The following is an 18,984-nucleotide window of genomic DNA, read 5'->3' on the forward strand; positions in this document are numbered from 1 at the left end:
CCGGGCGGCAAGCCGGCCGGCGCGCTCGGCCTCCCCCGACGGCCGCCTCACGGCCGGGTGGGCGGCGGCGCCGTGCTGGCGCGGACGACCAGCCGGGTGGGGACCAGCTCGGTGCCGGGCCGGGACGCGCCGCCCTCGCGGATCTGCCGCAGGACCCCCTGGACGCAGCGCCGGCCGACCTCGGCGAAGTCCTGGTGGACGGTCGTGAGCGGAGGCACGAAGCAGGAGGCGTCGGGGATGTCGTCGAAGCCGACCACGCTGATGCCGTCGGGAACCGCCCGCCCCCGCTCGTGGAAGGCGCGCAGCAGGCCGAGGGCCATCTGGTCGTTGGAGGCGAACACCGCCGTGCAGCCGGGTTCGCCCGCCAGCGCCAGCCCCGCGGCGTAGCCCGACTCGGCCGACCAGTCGCCGTGCAGCGGCGGGGGCACAGGGCGCCCGGCCTCCTCCAGGGCCAGGCGCCACGCCTGTGCGCGGCGCTGGCTGGCGAAGGACGTCTCGGGGCCGGTGACGTGCCAGACCGTCTCGTGCCCCAGATCGAGGAGGTGGCGTACGGCGAGCCGGGCGCCTTCCGCCTGGTCGGTGTCGACGACGCTGTAGCGGTCTCCGGCGTCGGAGTCCACGACGACCACGTGGACTCCGGGAGGAAGCGTCACCGTGCCGGCGTCGAGGAGGTGGATCTCGATGATGACGATGACGGCGTCGACGGCCAGCTCGCCCATCCGGGTGAAGGCGCCCAGCACGTTGTCCTGGGTGGGGATGCCGATGGGGATCAGCGTGATCGCGTAGCCTTCGGCCGCGGCGTGGGTGGCGATCGCCTCCACGGTGCGGCTGTTGCCGGTCGAGGCCAGCCCGAACAGGATCACGCCGATCGTGTTGAACTGCCCGTAGCGCAGCGCACGCGCGGCGCTGTTGGGCCGGTAGCCCAGCTCCCGCATCGCCGCGAGCACCTGCTCGCGGGTCGCGCCGACGACGCCGGGATGGCCGTTCGCGACCCTCGAGACCGTCTGGGACGAGACACCCGCGAGCCTGGCCACGTCGGCCATGGAGACCCGCTGCTTGCGCCGCCCGCCCGGGATGCCCGAGCCGCCGCGCTGGGCGCCGCCGATCGGCGCCGGGACCTGCCGGGCCGGGCCGTCCGGATCCATTCCTGTGTCGCTCCCGCCTGCTCGCCCCCGTCGCCGGAGATCGTACGCCGCGATCCGATCGGGTGTGACGTGGGGAGCCCTTGACCTCTCGTAGGACGGGTGCCACCATACCGCAGCAGAAGTTTACGTAAACATAACCTCCGCGACTCGAGAGATCACCCTCCGCGACGACTGAACCGTGCTCGGCCGCCCGTGATGTTCACGTAAACATGCTGTCACGCAAGCAGGAGAGTCACGGCCGGTAACCACGCCGCGGAGAGGAGCGAGCCGGTGGTCTCGGAAGGGTATTCGAACGCTCGAGGGGTCGTGGCCGCCAGACACCGGTCATGGGTGGGCTGGCAGTTCGTCGGGCCCTTCATCGCGGTCTTCGCGCTGGTCTTCCTCGCCCCGATCGCGTACTCGATCTACCTGAGCCTGTTCCGCACCCGGCTGATCGGCGGGACGTCCTTCGTCGGCGCCGGCAACTACCTCAAGGTCCTGCAGGACCCGCAGTTCTGGTCGGCGTTCGGACGCGTCGCGCTCTTCCTGGTCGTCCAGGTGCCGATCATGCTGTTCCTCGCGCTGCTGGTCGCGCTCGCGATCGACAGCGGCAGGCTGTACGGGTCGGCGTTCTTCCGGATCTCGGTGTTCCTGCCGTACGCGGTGCCCGCGGTCGTCGCCGCGCTGATGTGGGGCTTCATGTACGGCACCAGGTTCGGCCTGATCGGCAATCTCAACGAGGTGTTCGGGATCTCACTGCCCGACCCGTTGTCGCCCGGCCTGATCCTGGCGTCCATCGGCAACATCGTGACCTGGGAGTTCGTGGGTTACAACATGCTGATCCTCTACTCGGCGCTGAAGGTGGTGAACCCCTCGCTGTACGAGGCCGCCGCGCTCGACGGGGCCGGCCAGCTCCGGATCATCTGGGCGATCAAGCTGCCCGCCCTGCGCGGCGCGCTGCTGATCGCCACGATCTTCTCGATCATCGGCAGCTTCCAGCTGTTCAACGAGCCGAGCATCCTCAAGACGATCGCGCCGAACTCGGTGACCACCTACTTCACGCCGAACTACTACGCCTACTCGCTGTCCTTCGCGGGCCAGCAGTTCAACTACTCGGCGACCGTCGCCATCGTCATGGGGATCATCACGATGATCGTCGCCTACCTCGTCCAGCTGCGCGGCATGCGGAAGGCGGTCTGAGCCATGGCGACCTCCACTCCCACGGCCGGCCGGGCGCCTCGCCGGAAGACCACAGCGTCCTCCCGGGGGCCCTTGGTCGTCCGGCGGCGCCGGTCCCCGCGCGGCGGCCGCAGCGCGACGCTGACCGTGCTGACCGCGCTCATGCTCGTCTACACGCTGCTCCCCCTGGTGTGGCTGGTGATCAACGCCACCAAGACCCAGGAGGGGCTGCTGGGCTCCTTCGGCCTGTGGTTCGACGGCGACTTCGCCCTGTTCGACAACATCGGCACGACCTTCACCTACAAGGACGGGATCTTCGTCCGCTGGCTGCTCAACACCCTGCTGTACGTGGTCGTCGGGGCGGGCGGCGCGACCCTGCTGGCGACGCTCGCCGGCTACGGGCTGGCGAAGTTCGACTTCCCGGGCAAGAAGGCGGTGTTCGCCGTCGTCATCGGGGCGGTGGCGGTGCCCGGCACCGCGCTCGCCGTCCCCACGTTCCTGATGTTCGCCAAGATGGGCCTGACCGACACCCCGTGGGCGATCATCATCCCGTCGCTGGTCTCGCCGTTCGGCCTCTATCTGATGTGGACCTTCGCCACCGACGCCGTGCCGAAGGAGATCCTCGAGTCGGCGCGGGTGGACGGCTCGGGCGAGTTCCGCACCTTCTTCCGCATCAGCCTGCCCCTGCTGGCGCCCGGCCTGGTCACGGTCCTGCTGTTCAACGTGGTCGCGACCTGGAACAACTACTTCCTGCCGCTGATCATGCTGAAGGACCCCGACTGGTATCCGCTCACCGTGGGCCTCAAGGAATGGAACCAGCAGGCCCTCACGGCGGGCGGCGAGGCCGTCTTCAACCTCGTGATCACCGGATCGCTGCTCACGATCGTCCCGCTGATCGCGGCGTTCCTGCTGCTGCAGCGCTACTGGCAGTCGGGCCTGGCCGCCGGAAGCGTCAAGGAATGACCAGCGCGCAATGGCACGACGGCGTGACCAGGACGGCATGACCAGCACGGCGTGACCAGGACGGCATGACCGGCGAGGAACGACCGCCCCACCGACGTCTGTCTCCCCCGACAACCCAGAAAGGCACTCCCATGGCGATAACCCGCCGTCGCGCCCTGCTGCTGGGCGCGGCCCTGACCGTGTCGCTCACCGCCGACGCCTGCGGCTCCGGCGACGACGGGTCCTCCCCGGCCGGCGACGCCGCCGCCCCCGCGGCGTCCGCGGCCGTCTCCGACGCCGACATCCAGAAGGCGCTCGACACCGGCGGGTCCATCACCGTCTGGGCGTGGGAGCCGACGCTCAAGCAGGTCGTCGCGGACTTCCAGGCCAAGTATCCGAAGGTCAAGGTCAACCTCGTCAACGCCGGCACCGGCAACGACCAGTACACCGCCCTGCAGAACGCGATCAAGGCCGGCTCGGGGGTCCCGGACGTCGCGCAGGTGGAGTACTACGCCCTGCCGCAGTTCGCCCTCGCCAAGTCGGTCACCGACCTCGCCGCCCTGGGCGCGGGCAAGCTGGACGGCACCTTCACCCCCGGCCCGTGGAACTCCGTCCACGTCGGCAACGGCATCTACGGCCTGCCCATGGACTCCGGCCCGATGGCGCTGTTCTACAACAAGGAGGTCTTCGACAAGTACGACCTCAAGGTGCCGGCTACCTGGGACGAGTTCGCGGCGGACGCCGAGAAGCTGCACAAGGCGAATCCGAAGGCGTACATCGCCAACGACGCCGGTGACGCGGGCTTCACCACCAGCATGATCTGGCAGGCGGGCGGCAAGCCGTACACGGTCGACGGCACCACGGTCGGGATCGACTTCGCCGAGCCGGGCACGCAGAAGTTCACCGCCACCTGGCAGAAGCTGATCGGCGGCAAGCTGCTCGCGCCGGTCACCAGCTGGAGCGACGAGTGGTACAAGGGCCTCGGCGACGGCACCATCGCCACCCTGGTCATCGGCGCGTGGATGCCCGCCAACCTCGAGTCCGGCGTCAAGGCCGGGGAGGGCAAGTGGCGGGTCGCGCCCATGCCGCAGTGGGAGGCCGGCGGCAGGGCCACCGCCGAGAACGGCGGCAGCTCGCTCGCGATCCCCGAGGCCGGCGCCAACAAGAACCTCGCCTACGCCTTCGTCAAGTACGCGAACGTCGACGAGGGGGTGCAGACCCGGGTCGACGGCGGCGCCTTCCCCGCCACCACCGCCCAGCTGCAGGACCCGAAGTTCCAGGACAAGGAGTTCCCCTACTTCGGAGGCCAGAAGGTCAACCAGGTGCTCGCCGAGTCCGCCTCCCAGGTCGTCACCGGCTGGTCCTACCTGCCCTTCCAGGTCTACGCCAACAGCATCTTCAACGACACGGTCGGCAAGGCGTACACCTCCTCCACCACCCTCCAGGACGGCCTGAAGGCCTGGCAGGACGCCTCCCTGAAGTACGGCGAGGAGCAGGGCTTCACCATCAAGCAGTAGTCACCCCTCGGTAGGCACCGGGGCCATCGCTGCCGCCGTTCCACGGGGGCGCGGCGGCAGGGACGGGCCCGGCCCCGAGACCACCCGGCCCACGCGTTCCCGGCGCACATGCCGATTCCACCGCGCCGTCGGCCAGGCCCGCACCGCCGACGGCGCCCCGGTCGTCCTGTGGACCTGCGACGGCCGCGCGAACCAGCAATGGAAGACCACGTAACCATCACTTGAAGGAGTCGTCGTGAACGCTGACCGGCACCGCTGGGTGCGCTGGCCGTCCGACCCGGGACAGGCCCGCCTGGGGTTCGGGGCCGACTACAACCCCGAGCAGTGGCCCCGGGAGGTCTGGGACGAGGACATGCGCGCGATGCGGGCGGCCGGGGTGAACATCGTCTCCTTGGCGATCTTTTCCTGGGCGCGGATCCAGCCGGGCGAGGACGTCTGGGACTTCGGCTGGCTCGACGAGGCGATGGACCTGCTGCACGCCAACGGCATCGCGGTCGACCTGGCCACGGCGACGGCCTCGCCGCCGCCGTGGCTGACCGCCAAGCACCCGGAGATCCTCCCGGTGGACCAGCACGGCCACACCGTGTGGCCGGGAGCGCGGCAGCACTGGCGGCCGACCTCTCCGGTCTTCCGCGAGCACGCGCTGCGGCTGGCCCGGGCCCTCGCCGAGCGCTACGGCGGCCACCCCGCCCTCGCCGCCTGGCACATCTCCAACGAGCTCGGCTGCCACAACGTCTACGACTTCTCCGACGACGCCGCGGCCGCCTTCCGGGAGTGGCTGCGGGCACGGTACGGCACACTGGACGAGCTGAACCGCGCCTGGGCGACCTCGTTCTGGTCCCAGCGTTACAGCGACTGGTCGCAGATCCTGCCGCCGCGCCTGGCGGCCTCCTACCCCAATCCCACGCAGCAACTGGACTTCAAGCGGTTCTCCTCCGACGCGCTGAAGGACCATCTGCGGGCAGAGCGGGACGTCCTGCGCGAGCTGACGCCGGACATCCCCGTGACCACGAACTTCATGATCACCGGCGAGACCAAGGGCATGGACTACGCCGACTGGGCCGCCGAGGTCGACTTCGTCTCCAACGACCACTACCTGCTGACCGGCCCCCAGGCCCAGGACGAGCTGTCCTTCTCGGCGAACCTCACCGGCTCGCTCGCCGGCGGCCGGCCGTGGTTCCTGATGGAGCACTCCACCAGCGCGGTCAACTGGCAGCCGGTCAACCTGGCCAAGAAGCCCGGCGGACTGGCCCGCGACTCGCTGACCCACGTCGCGTACGGCGCCGACGCGGTCTGCTTCTTCCAATGGCGGCAGTCGGCGGGCGGCGCCGAGAAGTACCACTCGGCGATGGTCCCCCACGCGGGCGTCGACAGCGACGTGTTCCGGTCGGTCGCCGACCTGGGCGCCACGCTGGCCGCCCTCGCGCCGGTCGCGGGCGCCCGGCGGCGGCAGGCCCCCGCGGCGATCGTGTTCGACTGGGACTCCTGGTGGGCCGGCGAGCTCGACTCCCACCCCACCTCCTTACTGCGTTACCGGCAGGAGGCCCTCGACTGGTACACCGCGTTCCTCGACGCGGGCGTCCGGGTGGACGTGATCGACGTGGACGACGACCTCAGCGGCTACCGGCTGCTCGTGGCGCCGATCCTGCACGTCGTGCCCGCCGCGCTGGCCCGGCGGCTGGCGGACTACGTCGCCTCCGGCGGGCACCTCGTCACCACCTACTTCTCCGGCATCGTCGACGAGGACGACCACGTGTGGCTCGGCGGCTACCCCGGGGCGCTGCGCGACCTGCTCGGCATCCGCATCGAGGAGTTCGGCCCCCTGCTCGACGGCGAGGCCGTCGACCTCGACCTCGGCGTGTCCGGCACCCTGTGGACCGACCGGATCGACCTCGCCGACCCGGCGACCGAGGTCGTGGCGACGTACAAGACCGGCGACCACGCGGGCCGCCCCGCCGTCACGACGCGCCCTACGGGAGCGGGATCGGCGTCGTACGTCTCCACGCGGCTCGGCCCGGAAGGTCTCGGCGTCGTCCTTCCTCACCTGCTGGACGCCGCCGGGGTCTCCTCGGAGCTGCCGCCCGAGGCCCGCGGCCTGGTCGACGTCGCCGTCCGCACCGACGGAACGGACGACTACTGGTTCCTGATCAACCGTACGGATCGGCACGTCGACCTGTCGGCGATTCCCGGCGACCCCCTCCACGGCCCCGCCCTGGCCCGGGACACGACCCTGGCCCCCCGGCAGGTCCGCGTCCTGCGGCGCCCCCGCCCGTAGCGGGCCCTCGCCGGCTGGCGCCGTCCGCTCCGCCGGGAGAGGATGACGGGGCGACGGGGGTCGGGCGCTGCACGCGCGGTCCACCGTCCTCGCACCGAAGATCACGATCAGCGCATCGTTCTCGGGAGAGGCGCATGGGAGAAGTCGTCATCGTCGGAGGCGGCCCCACCGGGCTGTGGCTCGCGGCGGAGTTACGTCTCGCGGGGGTCGAGGTCACGGTCCTGGAGAGGCGAGCGGAACGCGACCCGCACTCCAAGGGCTTCACGATCCACCCCCGCACGATGGAGCTGTGGGCGTCGCGCGGCGTCGGCGAGTCGTTCGTCACGCAGGGCACGCGGGTGCCCGACTCGCACTTCGGTCTCCTCGGCCATCGGATGGACTACGGGACGCTCGACACCCCCTTCCCGTACGTCCTCCTGCTCGCGCAGCCGAAGGTCGAGGAGCTGACCGAGGGCTGCGCCCGCGACCTGGGAGCGGACGTCCGGCGCGGGCACGTCTTCACCGCGTCGGCCGAGGAGACGGACCGGGTCGTGGTGCGGGCCGAGGGCCCGGGAGGGCCCTACACCATGGAGACGGCATTCCTGGTCGGCTGTGACGGAGTGGGCAGCGCCGTCCGCTCGGCCGCGGGGATCGGCTTCCCCGGAACCGGCTCCACCGCGTACGCCTGGGTCGCCGACGTGACGCTCGACGACCCTCCGGCGGTGCCGTACTTCCAGAGGACGAACGAGGCCGGTCAGGTGCTGGTCGTGCCCATCGGCCCCGGCCTCCACCGGGTGGCGGGCGTCGACGGCGCCGGCGCCCTCGGGCAGGAGGGCCGGCCGGGCGAGAAGGAACTGCGCGCCTGGCTCATGGCCGTCGCCGGCACCGACTTCGGCCTGCGCGACCCCGTCTGGGTGTCGGGCACGGGATCCGCCTCGTGCCTCGCCGAGCGATACCGCAGCGGCCGGGTCCTCCTGGCCGGGGACGCCGCGCACCGCCTGTTCCCTGCCGGGGGCATGGGTCTGAACCTCGGCGTGCAGGACGCGTGGAACCTCGGCTGGAAGCTGGCCGCCACCGTGCGGGGATGGGCTCCCGACGGGCTGCTGGACAGCTACCACGCGGAAAGGCATCCGGTCGGCGCGGCCACGCTGCGCCTGACCCGGGGGCAGACCGCGCTCATGACGACGTTCACGCCCGAGAACCTCGCCCTGCGGTCGGTCCTGGACGACGCCATCGCGCGGGTGCCGGAGTTCTCCCGCTTCCTGGCGGAGCAGGTCTCCGGCATCGGCGTGTCGTACGGACGGGACGCCGACGACCATCCGCTCGTGGGGACACGGGCTCCGGACCTGCGGCTGTCCGGCGGGCGAGGGCTGTTCGCGCTGCTCGTCCCCGGGCGTTACGTGCTGCTCGACCTCACGGGCGCGGGCCGCGCCCTCCCCGACCGGCTGCCCGCGTCCCCGGAGCTGCCCGCGCCGCCGGGGCTTCCCATGCCGCCGGGGCTCCCCATGCCGCCGGGACTTGCGGTGTGCGCGGGCGTGCCGGTCGAGTCCCGGGCCGGATGGCGCCGGGTCCGCGCCGCGCTCATCAGGCCGGACGGGCACGTCGCCTGGGCCTCGGAGGAGGACGACGACGCGGCGCTGCGCTCCGCGGCGGCCACGGCCCTCGCCGCCACCACACGCGTCAGGACGCCGGACTCCTGACCGCGCCCCCTGAGAGGTGCGAGAAGCGGTCGATCATCACGACGGCGACGACACCTGCGCGGGCGGCCTCACCCGGCGACCGGACGGCTCGCCGGAGGTGGCGGTCAGCGGGACGCGTCGGTGATGGCGGCGAACACGCCGCGGACGTCCGTGCCGTCCGGCAGCCGCCAACCGGCCGTGACGTGCCCCAGGGCGTCGGCGACGTCGGCCTCGCCGGGCCGCAGGACGCGGATCACCCGCAGGGTCAGCCGCCCGCCCCGGCCGCCGTCCGCGGCGGCGTCCACAGTGTCGTCCGCTGTGTCGTCCGCTGTGTCGTCCGCTGAGTTGTCCGCGCTCACGACGATGTCGGTGGCGTGCGGCGCGCGTGCCACGGCGGCCGGCCGGATCGGAGTCGGCGCGGCGGTTCCGGTGAAGCTCCTGGTGACTGAGGGGTCGGGGGTGTCGCTCACGCTCTGATCCTGCGCCTCGGCGTCCCCCACGAACAGGGCATGGAGTTGTGCCACGAGGACCGGATCGTGCGTCCCGTCATAGATCCACCGCCGCCCCAGGACGCCGTGCTCCGCGGTCCCGACGAGAGCGTGGCCGGCTCCCTCCAGCGGCGCCCCCCGGTAGGTGAGCGGCACGTGATAGGAGACGGGACGGTCGCCGGACACGTCGGTGACCACCATGAACTCCATGCCGACCTCGCCCCGCGGGTCGTCGAGCCGGAAACCCCCGGCCTTCGTCAGCTCCGGCCGTCCCCCGCCTTCGTACCACGGCTGGGCGGGAAGCCACGAGGTGAGCAGCTCCAGCTTGGTGGGCGTCAGCGTGGTGCGATGGATGACAGCCATACCGTGAAGCCCTTTCGTCGGCGTCCCGTCAGCGCGCCCCCGGCGCCATCGGCCGGGGCCGATCATCGTCTCACACGGTCCGCGGCGGCTCTTCCCCTGCTCCCCCATGCGGGGGAGCCGAGTGGTTCCCGCAGGGGAGGCCGGCGCCGGCGCTCGCCGGAAGGATCTCGGCCATGCACATGGGTTGGACACAACGGTGAAGGGCACCGCGACACCGGTCAGGACGGACCAGGTCGGAGCCGGGTGGACCGCGGCGCGCGTGGTGGCCGGCTACGGCGCCGCGCTGTCGCTGTCGCTCTATCTCACAGTGAAGGTCGTCTGGGTGGTGGCGGCGCTGCTCGGGCGCGCGCCGTCCACCTTCACCGGCGGCGACTGGGTCCTGCTGAACGCGGTCACCGTCGCCATGTCCGTCGTCGGCATCGTTCTAGGGCTGGTCCTCGCACAGCGACGGGGACGCCGCGTCCCGGCGCCGCCGCTGGTCTTCTTCGCCTGGATGGGGGCGGGATTCCTCATCCCGATGATCCCCTACATGTTGTTCAGCGCCGTCCTCGGAGGCGGCGACTCCGGCGGGGGAGATGCCGCCCCATCGTGGGAGCTGGTCTTCATCGGTATCGGATTCGCGGGCATGGCCCTGGGACTGGCCATAGCGCTCCCCGTCTACATGCGGGAGAGGTGGCCGGCCGCGTTCCTCGGACGCGTCGGTGACCGCCCTCCCGCGCCCCTCGGCCGATCCGGTCTGCGAGCTCTGTACGTCCTGGTCGCGGCGCTGGCCCTCCTATGGACGTATTGGGTGGCGGGCGGAACGCTCGGCCTCTCCCCCGCGCACCGCGACCTGATGGACGTCGACGGACGGCTGCTCGTCGGCAACTCCGCGCTCTGGGCCGTCATGGGCGCCGCTGCGATCCGCACAATCGCCACGGAACGGCCGAGGATGCCCCTGTGGATTCCCATGGCGTTGGCCTTCACATCGTCGGGTTCGCTGTTCGCGTGGGCGGCGTGGAAGCTTCCGTGGGCCCTCCTCCGGCCGGGCGGCTACGCGGCCGCCGAATATCCGGCCGTGTCCGTCGTCCAGCACGGGCTGGGCATCGCCGCCGGAGTCCTGATGCTGGCCGCGCTGCTCAAGGCCGCGCGAACGCGCCGGAGCGAGGTCGGGTGACCCACGCCCCGGCGGCCCGCAATGAAGGTGCTACCCGATGAAGTCCGTGACGTGGTCGCGGGCCCAGGTGGCGAAGGTGCGGGGAGCGTGGCCGGTGACCTGCTCGACCGTGTCGGTCAGGGGCACGGGGCGGCCATCGTTGGCCTGCCAGTAGTCGAGCAGGGCGTCCGCGTAAGGACCGGGGATGTAATCGGCCATCTCCTGCCGCCATTCCTCGGGGGTGACGTGGTCGACGGTGATCGGCCGGCCGGTGATCTCGGCGAGTCGCTCGATCTGTTCGCTGAACGTGAGGCTCTCCGGGCCGGTCAGGTGGAGGCACCGGCCCCGGTGGCGCGGGTCGGTGAGCACGGTGAAGGCCACTTCGGCGAGGTCCCTCTCGTGGATGGGGTCGGTGTGGGAGCCCGGGTAGGGCAGGCTCACCGGGCGCCCGGCCCTGACGGGCCAGGCCCAGGCGCCCGCGTTCCCGGCGAAGGAGCCGGGGCGCAGGATCGTGGTGGTGAGCGGCGCGGCGAGCAGGGCGGTCTCGACGTCGAGATGAGACGCGGCCAGCGGATTGCCGGCCGCGCCGGGGTCCAGCACGCTGGCGGAGGACAGCAGGACGACGTGCTTGACGCCGGCCGTGACGGCGGCGTCGACGAACTCGGCGATGTGCGAAGCCTCGGCGTACAGGAAGACCTCGGTGACGCCGGCGAGAGCCGCCGGGAAGGTGGCGGGATCCCGCAGATTGCAGGTGACGGCCGTGACGCCGTCGGGGACCTGCAGCCGTGCGGGGTCGCTGGAGGCCACGCGTACGGGGCGACCGGCCTCGATCAGCAGGGTCAGCAGGTGGGTGGCGACCGCGCCGCGGCCTCCGGTGACGAGAATCATGGAAATACTCCGGTGATCGGTACGGATGTGAATGCGAATGCCTTCCGGCGGAAGCGTGGAAGGCTCAGTGGGCAAGCGCTCACCGGCGCGGAAGCAGCGGGATGCTCATCGCGCATGCCGCGGTGACGGCCAGGGTGGGGACACGCCGCCGGCGCTGCCGGCCTGGGCCGGGTTCGCGCCGAGCCAGGGAGCCGGCGACCAGGAGACGCCGAGGTCCCGCACGATGGTCGGGGCGGCCACGTTGGCCACCGTGGTGCTCAGCAGATCGAGCACGTCGGCGGCGACCACGAGCAGGAAGACCGACCACGCGCGTGGAGACAGGGCTGAGGACACGGCGAGGCAGACTCTCCACTGAGAGATCCAGACAGCCTTTACTGAGGCTGTCGTGCCGGCCGGATGTCCCGACGCGCTCGTGAACGAGCGCCGCACCTTACGATCAAGAAATTACCACGAACCCTGCGCAACCGGAGAACCCGGCCGACAGGCAGATCCAACCCGAGCCCGCCCCTGGGGTGAATCCGCGCTTCTCGCTGTCAGTGACCGCGGTTGGCGGCGCAGCTCCCGGGGGGTGGCGTGGGCAAAGTGATCGGCTGCTGCCGCCGGTACTGCTCCAGGTCGATGAGGTTCCCGTTGATCGCGTCGCGCCTCTGGAGTTCCGCCCAGTACACCGGGTCGAGGAAGATCGCGGGGTTCCACAGCGACTGCGTCAGGTCCGTCAGTTGCCCCAGGTACAGCACGGCGTCGGCCAGCTTTCCCAAGGGAACGCCGCACAGCCGGGGCGCGTCCATGAACTGTCCCGCGTCGGTGGACTCCAGCCAGGTGCCTGAGCACGGGATCACGGTGCGCCGTGGACAGGTCGCCAGGCGGGGATGGCTACCGGCCACGATCACGTAGACGTGCTGGCCGGTCTGTTCCTCGATCAGCGGGACTCCGTGGTCGGCGTTCTGTCCTGGCTCCGGCGAGTGCATCACGTGCCCGCTGCCGTAGCAGATCAGTGCCCGGCGTTTCTTGGCGAGCACTTCCCGTTCGACCAGTGACGCCATGTGGGCGTCACGTTGGGCGAGAAAGACATCCACTTGGTCTTGGGTCCTGATGCGGGACCAGTCGATCGGCGGATCCCCGAGCAGCACCCGGATCCTTCGCTCCGCAGGCAGCGTCCAGTTGACGGCGCGGACCGTCCGGAAGAACTGTTCACGGATCGGCTGGTCGCCGGTGGCCCCGGGCGATTGCGTGGTGTTCCGCCAGACCTGCCGCAACACTTGGTCGTCGACAGCTGCCCCGGCGACGAACCGGTCGACGATCGGCTGATACAGCGCGTTGCCGAATTCGACGACGATGTCGTCGACCACCTGCGGCAACCGCGGATCTGCGAGCAGCATCTGCTGCGCGTCACCGTGTTCCTGCTGGCCGTGTGACTCACCGATCGCAACGAGCCGGTGGCGTTCGAAGGCCGCGAGCACCGCCTGGTTGAGGTCCCGTGTGGCCGCGTCGGCCCTGCCCGCCGCGCCGGTCGTCAGCCGCCCGCCGGCGCTGCCCGCCGAACTGGTCGTCAGCAGTCCGCCGGCTGCCGTACTGGCACCGGTGACGGCGAGGAACCTACGCCGCGTCAACCGTGGATCTCTCACGTCTGGTCCTTTCTGAATGGCGATTTCGCTCGTGTGACGGGCACCGTGCTCACGGGTCGTGCCTCTCGTGGACGCCTTTCCGGGATGGTTGTACGGCACGGCCGGTGTCGGCCGGGTGTCAGCGGCTGACACCCGGCCGACACCGGATTCCTGACATCGTGAGCAGTGCGGTCGCGCCTACCGAACGCGGCGCCACCAACGAGAAGGAGGACGGTCGTGCGAGTTCTGGTCGTCGAAGACTTCGAGGTTCTGGCGAGGGCGATCGGGACCGGACTGCGCCGCGAGGGCATGGCGGTGGACGTCGTTCTCGACGGCGACGATGCTCTGGCCCACCTGGCCGGCACCCGATACGACGTGGTGGTGCTGGACCGCGACCTGCCCGGCACATCCGGCGACGACGTGTGCCGCGACATCGCCGCCGGTGGCGCCGGGTCGCGGGTGCTGATGCTCACCGCCGCAGGCACCGTGCGAGACAGGGTCGAGGGCCTGGGTTTGGGCGCCGACGACTACCTGCCCAAACCGTTCGACTTCACCGAACTGGTGGCCCGCGTGCGCGCGCTGGGGCGCCGCTCGGCACCCGCCGCGCCTCCGATCCTTCAGGCAGAAGGTCTGACCCTGGACCCGAGCCGGCGGGTGGCCTTTCGCGGCGGACGGCGCTTGGAGCTCACCCCGAAGGAGTTCGCCCTGCTGGAATGCCTGCTCGCTGCCGGTGACCGGGTTGTGTCCTCGGAGGAGTTGCTGGAACGGGTCTGGGACGAGGCCGCCAACCCGTTCACCACGGCCGTGAAGACGACGGTGCGCCGGTTACGGGCCAAACTCGGCGAACCGCCGGTGATCGAAACCGTCCGTGAGGGCGGCTACCGGATCGGAGTCCCGCGATGAATCCCGCATCGGACCCAACGGTGACCGGCCGTGCCCGGCACCACCTGCGCCGGCCGTCCCTGCGCGCGCAGCTCACGACGCTGTACGCGGGACTGGTTCTGGCCGTCGTCGTCCCGGTGCTGCTGCTCGCCGGCTTCCTCTTCGGGAGAGACGAGATCCGCGTCCGGGCCGGGGACGCCGCTCCTCCGCCCGACACGGCCACCCAGCAGGTCGACGCCGCGCTCGCGATCACCGCGATCATCGTCGTGGTCCTCACCGTGCTGATCGCGTGGTGGCTGGCCGGGCGCTTCCTCCGCCCGCTGCGTGCCATGACCGTGACCGCCCAGGAGATTTCAGCCACCAACCTCAACCGGCGGCTCGGCCTGCGCGGCCCGGACGACGAGCTGACCAAGCTGGGGCGCACCCTCGACGACCTGTTCGAGCGGCTGGACTCCTCGTTCGCAGCGCAGCGCCACTTCGTGGCCAACGCCTCGCATGAGCTGCGCACCCCGCTGGCCGGTCAGCGCACCGTACTCCAGGTCGCGCTCGCCGACCCCGACGCGAGCGAGGCCAGCCTGCGAGCCGCGTGCGAGGAAGCACTCGGTCTCGGCGAACGGCAGGAACGGTTGATCGACGCCCTGCTCACGCTGGCGGAAGGACAGAAGGGCATCGAGCACTGGGAAGTGGTCGACCTGGCTGACGTCACCAAGGGGCTGATGCTGTCGCGCCGTGCGGAGGCCGTCCGGCGAACCATCACGGTCCAGGCATCGCTGGACCCAGCACCGATCAGCGGTGACCCCGACCTGATCGCCAGCATGATCGGCAACCTGGTCGACAACGCACTCCACCACAACGTTCCCGACGGACACGTCAGCATCGTCACCGAACTCACGAATGGTCGCGCCCGCCTATCGGTCGGCAACACCGGCCCAACGATCCGATCGCAAGACCTACGACGGCTTTTCCAACCCTTCCAGCGACTCGGTACCCAGCGAACCCACACCGCCGACGGCCACGGACTGGGCCTGGTCATCGTGCAGGCCGTCGCCGAAGCACACGGCGCGCAGCTGACGGCCCACCCCCGCCCCGGGGGCGGCCTGGACGTGACAATACTGTTCGGCTGATTCCCCCGGGCCGGCGCCTCCTGCCCCTCACCGCCGGGGACGACACGCTGCTGTCGGCCCGCGGTTCCCGGAGGCCACCTGCTGACCGGCAGGCCCGGCCGGCGCCACGGGAAGCGGGCCGGGCCTGTGGCGCGGATGGAGCCGAGCAGGTGCAGGGCGTCCGCTCTGCCGCTGCCGGGCTCGGCGCGGTTCACGGCGAGTTGCTGACCCAGGGCCTGTCTCACGTCGAATGCCCGGTAGGCGAGGGTGAGAGGGCCGACGACGGCGCCGCCCGCCCGGTCGTCTGCCCCCGTCCGCCCGGGCGGCACCGTGTGCGCCGCCTCCTTCATGGACGCCCGGCGGGCTCAGTCGCTGTCACGGACCTTGTCGTACAGCAGGCACAGCGCCCCGCTCGCGGCCTGGGCGACGGAGACAGGTCGCCAGCCGGTGGCGGGAAGGCCGTCGGCGAACAGGCGGGGGCCGTCGCCGACCAGCTCGGGAGCGAGCGTGATGCTCAGCCGGTCGAGCTCTCCGGCCCGCAGCAGGGCCTGGATGACGCTGGTGCTGGCCAGCACGACGATGTCGCCGCCGTCCTGCTGTCGCAGCTCCTTGACGACCTCGGCGGGGCCGGCGGCGACGACGCGCGAGTTCTGCCACGGGGCCTCGGTCAGCGTGGTGGAGAAGACGATTTTCTCGACGGTGTTCAGCCACCGGGCGAAGGCCCGGTCGCGCGGGTCGGCCGACTCGTCGTCGGCCACGGCGGGCCAGAAGCCGCCGAAGCCCTGGTAGTTCTTGCGGCCCAGCAGCGCGGTGGTGGCCCCTGCGGTCACCTCGACCATGTGGTCGCGGGCCACGTCGCTGACGGCGTGGGGGACGATCCAGCCCATGTCGTACTCGCCGCCGGGGCCGTGGATCCGGCCGTCGAGGGAGAGGGTGATGTTGCCGATTACGGTGCGGTTCGTTGTCATGAGGCAAGTGTTCTCGGGGCGAGAGTGGCTAACATCGGCCAGATGGCCGATATGCCAGATCCGGACCTGGCCGACGACGGTGCCCCGCCGCCGGAGCTGACCTCGTTCGTCGGCCGCCGGGCCGAGTTGCACATGATCGGGGCCGCCCTGGGCGAGGCCCGGCTGGTCACCCTGACCGGTGCGGGGGGCTGTGGCAAGACCCGGCTGGCGGCCCGGCTCGCCAGGCGGCCGGTGCGTCCGCCGCGCGACGGCGTGTGGTGGGTGGATCTCGCGCAGGAGACCGACCCGGCGGCGGTGCCGCGCCTCGTCGCGACGGTCCTGCGGCTGCTCCTGGCCGGCGACTCGGACGGGACCGCCGCCCTGTCCAGGCAGCTGCGCGAGCGCGAGCTGCTCCTGGTGCTGGACAACTGCGAGCACCTGCTGGGCGGCGTGGCCGCCGTGGTGGCGGGCCTGCTGCGTCACTGCCCGCACGTCACCGTCCTGGCGACCAGCCGGGAGCCGCTCGGCCTGCCCGGCGAGCTGGTCTGGCGGGTCCCGCCCCTGGACGCGCACGCCGGAGTCGCCCTCTTCCTCGACCGGGGCCGCGACGTGCCGCGTACCGAGGAGGCCCTGGCCGTGGTGCGCCGCATCTGCGCCCGGCTGGACGGCATTCCTCTCGCGCTGGAGCTGGCCGCCGCCTGGACCGGCACGCTGACGCCCGAGGAGATCGACGCCGAGCTGGACGACCGGTTCTCGATCCTGGTCACCGGTCACCAGGGGACTGCGCCGCGGCACCGCACGCTGGCGGCGTCCATGGCCTGGAGCCACGACCTGCTTCAGGAGCGCGACCAGGTGCTGTTCCGCCGGCTGGGCGTGTTCGAGCCGGGCTTCACCCTCGCCGCCGCCGAGGGCGCGCTGGACGGCCATGGCCGTGTGGAGCTGCTGACGGGCCTGCGCCGCCTGATCGACAAGTCCCTGCTGCTGGCCGAGACCCGCAAGGGCGTCACCCGCTACCGGATGCTGTCCTCGGTCAAGCAGTACGCGTGGGAGCGGCTCGCCGAGGCGGGCGAGCTGGCCGCCGCGCGCGACCGGCACCTGGCCGTCTGCCTGGCCCTGGTCCGGGAGGCCGCCCCGCTGCTCGACAGCGACAAGGACGCCTGGCGGGCCAGGATGCGCGAGGAGTATCCCAACCTGCGCACGGCGCTCGAATGGGGTCTCGGCGGCGACCGTCCGGATGAGGCTCGACGCCTGGCGGCCGAGCTTGCCTGGCTGTGGCACCTGGAAGGCCGGCTCGGCGAGGGCCTGGGGCTGCTCCGGCTCGCGGCCGAGCGGGGCGCCAGTGAGCACAGCGCGCTGCAGGCCCGGGTCCTCACCGGCCTCGCGCTCGTCGCCGACACCACACACCCGGCCGGGCTGGAGTTCGACGCGGCCGACACCGCCCGTGCCATGGCGCTCGACCACGGCGATCCGCGCACCGCCTGCCTGGCGGGGTCGCTCAGCGCCATCGGCATGCTGCTCACCTCTCCGGACGAGGCGCGCGTCAGGGCCGCCACCGTCCGCGAGGAGGCCGTCGCGGCCGGCGACGCCTTCGTGGCCGACGCCGCGCAGGTCCTCATCGGCCTGGTGCACCACATGAGGGAGGAGCACCGCCAGGCGCTGGCGGAGTTGGAGACGCCGGTCCGCGGACTGCTGCGGCGAGGCGACCGCGGTGTGGCGGCGCTGGCGCTCGGCCTGATGGCCCTCGGCAGCGCCTGTCTGGGCGAGCTGCCCCGGGCCAGAACGTGGGCGGAGCAGGCGGTCGAGGTCGCCACCCCCCTCGCCGACTACCACCGTGCCGGTACGGCGCGCGCCGTCCTCGCCCGCGTGTGCCTCCTGCAGGGCGACGACAAGGCCGCCGAGCTCGCCCTCGACCCGGTCATCCGGCTAGTGGACCAGGCGCCCTCGGCTCCCTTCGTGCCGAGGCTCGCGTTGACGATCGGGCAGCTCTGCCTGAGCAGGCGCGAGCCGGTGCGGGCGGCCGAATGGTTCAGGAGTGAGACCGCCTGGCGCGGCGGCGAGCAGCAGGACGAGCTGCTGACCCCGGAGACCCGCATCGCTCTGGCGGCGGCGCTGCGACAGGCCGGTGACCCGGAGGGCGCGGCGCGGGCCTGCGCGGCCGGCCTCGATGCCGCCCGGGCCCTGGGGATGCCGCGCCTGATCGCCGAAGCGCTGGAACAGCAGGCGTTCCTCGACGAGGCGCGCGCCGTCGCCCTGCATCTGGAGGCCCTGCGCCTGCGCGCCGCCAACGGCCTCCGCCTGGCCTGCGTGGACAGTCTCGAGGCCCTGGCGGCGCTGGCCGACGCCACCACCGGCGCCCGGATCATGGGCGCGTGCGATCGGGCCAGGGAGGAGCTCGGCTACCCCCGGCCGCACCGGCCGAGCGTCCCGGCCGCTCCGGAGGGCCGCCGGATGGAGCTGGAGGAGGCCGTCGCCTTCACCCTCCGCGCGCACGGCGGACGCCGCCGTCCCGCCACCGGCTGGGCCAGCCTCACCCCCGCGGAGCAGGAGGTCGTACGGCTGGCCGCGGCGGGCCTGTCCAACCCCGAGATCGCCGGCCGGCTGTTCATGAGCCGCAGCACGGTCAAGACCCACCTGGCACACGTGTACGCGAAGCTCGGCGTGGCCAACCGCACGGAGCTGGCGGCGCTGCACCGCGAACACGACCGCTGAGACACCGGCCGGCCCCGGCCCGGGAATCGGACACGCGGTCCCGGCTGGGCCGGCGCACCCCGTCACCGGCCGTGAGTGACCGGTCTCCCTGGCACGACATCGACGGCGGAGGTCTGGCACGGCGACGTACGCCCTGTGCACCGCAGTGTCAATTTGTCTGACTTACAGCC

Annotated in this window: 15 protein-coding genes; 9 read left to right on the forward strand and 6 right to left on the reverse strand. The window is 71.7% G+C overall.

What is annotated here, in order from left to right; all coding sequences use genetic code 11:
• Positions 1–47 precede the first annotated feature (47 nt).
• Positions 48–1,145 carry a LacI family DNA-binding transcriptional regulator gene (locus ABZ860_RS32590; RefSeq protein WP_357227522.1) on the reverse strand — a complete coding sequence of 366 codons (1,098 nt, stop codon included), beginning with the start codon at positions 1,143–1,145 and terminating at the stop codon, positions 48–50.
• Between the two features lie 306 nt (positions 1,146–1,451).
• Here ABZ860_RS32590 and ABZ860_RS32595 point away from each other — a divergent pair, with 306 nt between their 5' ends.
• From ABZ860_RS32595 to ABZ860_RS32615, 5 genes are all read left to right on the forward strand, one after another.
• The gene (locus tag ABZ860_RS32595) at positions 1,452–2,324 is read left to right on the forward strand and encodes a sugar ABC transporter permease (RefSeq protein ID WP_357227525.1); all 873 of its coding nucleotides are present in this window, start codon (positions 1,452–1,454) and stop codon (positions 2,322–2,324) included.
• Positions 2,325–2,327: 3 nt separating this feature from the next.
• Positions 2,328–3,266, forward strand: coding sequence for a carbohydrate ABC transporter permease (locus ABZ860_RS32600; RefSeq protein WP_357227528.1), 939 nt, complete (start codon positions 2,328–2,330; stop codon positions 3,264–3,266).
• Between the two features lie 131 nt (positions 3,267–3,397).
• Positions 3,398–4,762, forward strand: coding sequence for a sugar ABC transporter substrate-binding protein (locus tag ABZ860_RS32605; protein ID WP_357227531.1), 1,365 nt, complete (start codon positions 3,398–3,400; stop codon positions 4,760–4,762).
• Between the two features lie 235 nt (positions 4,763–4,997).
• On the forward strand, positions 4,998–7,037 hold the full coding sequence (locus ABZ860_RS32610; protein ID WP_357227533.1) for a beta-galactosidase: 2,040 nt from the start codon (positions 4,998–5,000) through the stop codon (positions 7,035–7,037).
• A gap of 134 nt (positions 7,038–7,171) precedes the next feature.
• The gene (locus ABZ860_RS32615) at positions 7,172–8,716 is read left to right on the forward strand and encodes an FAD-dependent monooxygenase (RefSeq protein ID WP_357227536.1); all 1,545 of its coding nucleotides are present in this window, start codon (positions 7,172–7,174) and stop codon (positions 8,714–8,716) included.
• 104 nt (positions 8,717–8,820) lie between these two features.
• Here the strand turns inward: ABZ860_RS32615 and ABZ860_RS32620 are convergent, their stop codons facing one another.
• A complete protein-coding gene (locus ABZ860_RS32620) occupies positions 8,821–9,546 on the reverse strand; it encodes a 1,4-alpha-glucan branching protein (RefSeq protein WP_357227539.1) in 726 nt (241 codons plus the stop codon).
• A 184-nt stretch (positions 9,547–9,730) separates the two neighbouring features.
• Between ABZ860_RS32620 and ABZ860_RS32625 the strand changes: the two genes are divergently transcribed.
• Positions 9,731–10,702 (forward strand): hypothetical protein, encoded by a 972-nt coding sequence (locus ABZ860_RS32625; RefSeq protein ID WP_357227542.1) that lies wholly within the window; start codon positions 9,731–9,733, stop codon positions 10,700–10,702.
• A gap of 30 nt (positions 10,703–10,732) precedes the next feature.
• Here ABZ860_RS32625 and ABZ860_RS32630 read toward each other — a convergent pair whose 3' ends face one another.
• The 3 genes from ABZ860_RS32630 to ABZ860_RS32640 all read right to left on the reverse strand — a co-directional run bounded on the left by ABZ860_RS32630 (position 10,733) and on the right by ABZ860_RS32640 (position 13,194).
• A complete protein-coding gene (locus ABZ860_RS32630; RefSeq protein ID WP_357227545.1) occupies positions 10,733–11,569 on the reverse strand; it encodes an NAD(P)H-binding protein in 837 nt (278 codons plus the stop codon).
• A 105-nt stretch (positions 11,570–11,674) separates the two neighbouring features.
• Positions 11,675–11,902: a hypothetical protein gene (locus ABZ860_RS32635; protein ID WP_357227547.1), complete on the reverse strand. Its 228-nt coding sequence runs from the start codon at positions 11,900–11,902 to the stop codon at positions 11,675–11,677.
• Positions 11,903–12,102: 200 nt separating this feature from the next.
• Positions 12,103–13,194: a hypothetical protein gene (locus ABZ860_RS32640; protein ID WP_357227550.1), complete on the reverse strand. Its 1,092-nt coding sequence runs from the start codon at positions 13,192–13,194 to the stop codon at positions 12,103–12,105.
• Positions 13,195–13,410: 216 nt separating this feature from the next.
• On the opposite strand from ABZ860_RS32640, the gene ABZ860_RS32645 reads away from it, so the two are divergent.
• Together ABZ860_RS32645 and ABZ860_RS32650 are read left to right on the forward strand one after the other, a co-directional pair.
• Positions 13,411–14,076: a response regulator transcription factor gene (locus ABZ860_RS32645; RefSeq protein WP_357227553.1), complete on the forward strand. Its 666-nt coding sequence runs from the start codon at positions 13,411–13,413 to the stop codon at positions 14,074–14,076.
• Between the two features lie 116 nt (positions 14,077–14,192).
• Positions 14,193–15,179 carry a HAMP domain-containing sensor histidine kinase gene (locus ABZ860_RS32650; protein WP_357227556.1) on the forward strand — a complete coding sequence of 329 codons (987 nt, stop codon included), beginning with the start codon at positions 14,193–14,195 and terminating at the stop codon, positions 15,177–15,179.
• 344 nt (positions 15,180–15,523) lie between these two features.
• Here the strand turns inward: ABZ860_RS32650 and ABZ860_RS32655 are convergent, their stop codons facing one another.
• Positions 15,524–16,126, reverse strand: coding sequence for a dihydrofolate reductase family protein (locus tag ABZ860_RS32655; protein WP_357227558.1), 603 nt, complete (start codon positions 16,124–16,126; stop codon positions 15,524–15,526).
• 42 nt (positions 16,127–16,168) lie between these two features.
• Between ABZ860_RS32655 and ABZ860_RS32660 the strand changes: the two genes are divergently transcribed.
• Positions 16,169–18,814, forward strand: a complete 2,646-nt coding sequence (locus ABZ860_RS32660) for a LuxR C-terminal-related transcriptional regulator (RefSeq protein WP_357227560.1) — start codon at positions 16,169–16,171, stop codon at positions 18,812–18,814.
• The last annotated feature ends 170 nt before the right edge of the window (positions 18,815–18,984 follow it).

The organism is Microbispora sp. NPDC046973, assembly GCF_040644495.1.
GTDB lineage: Bacteria > Actinomycetota > Actinomycetes > Streptosporangiales > Streptosporangiaceae > Microbispora.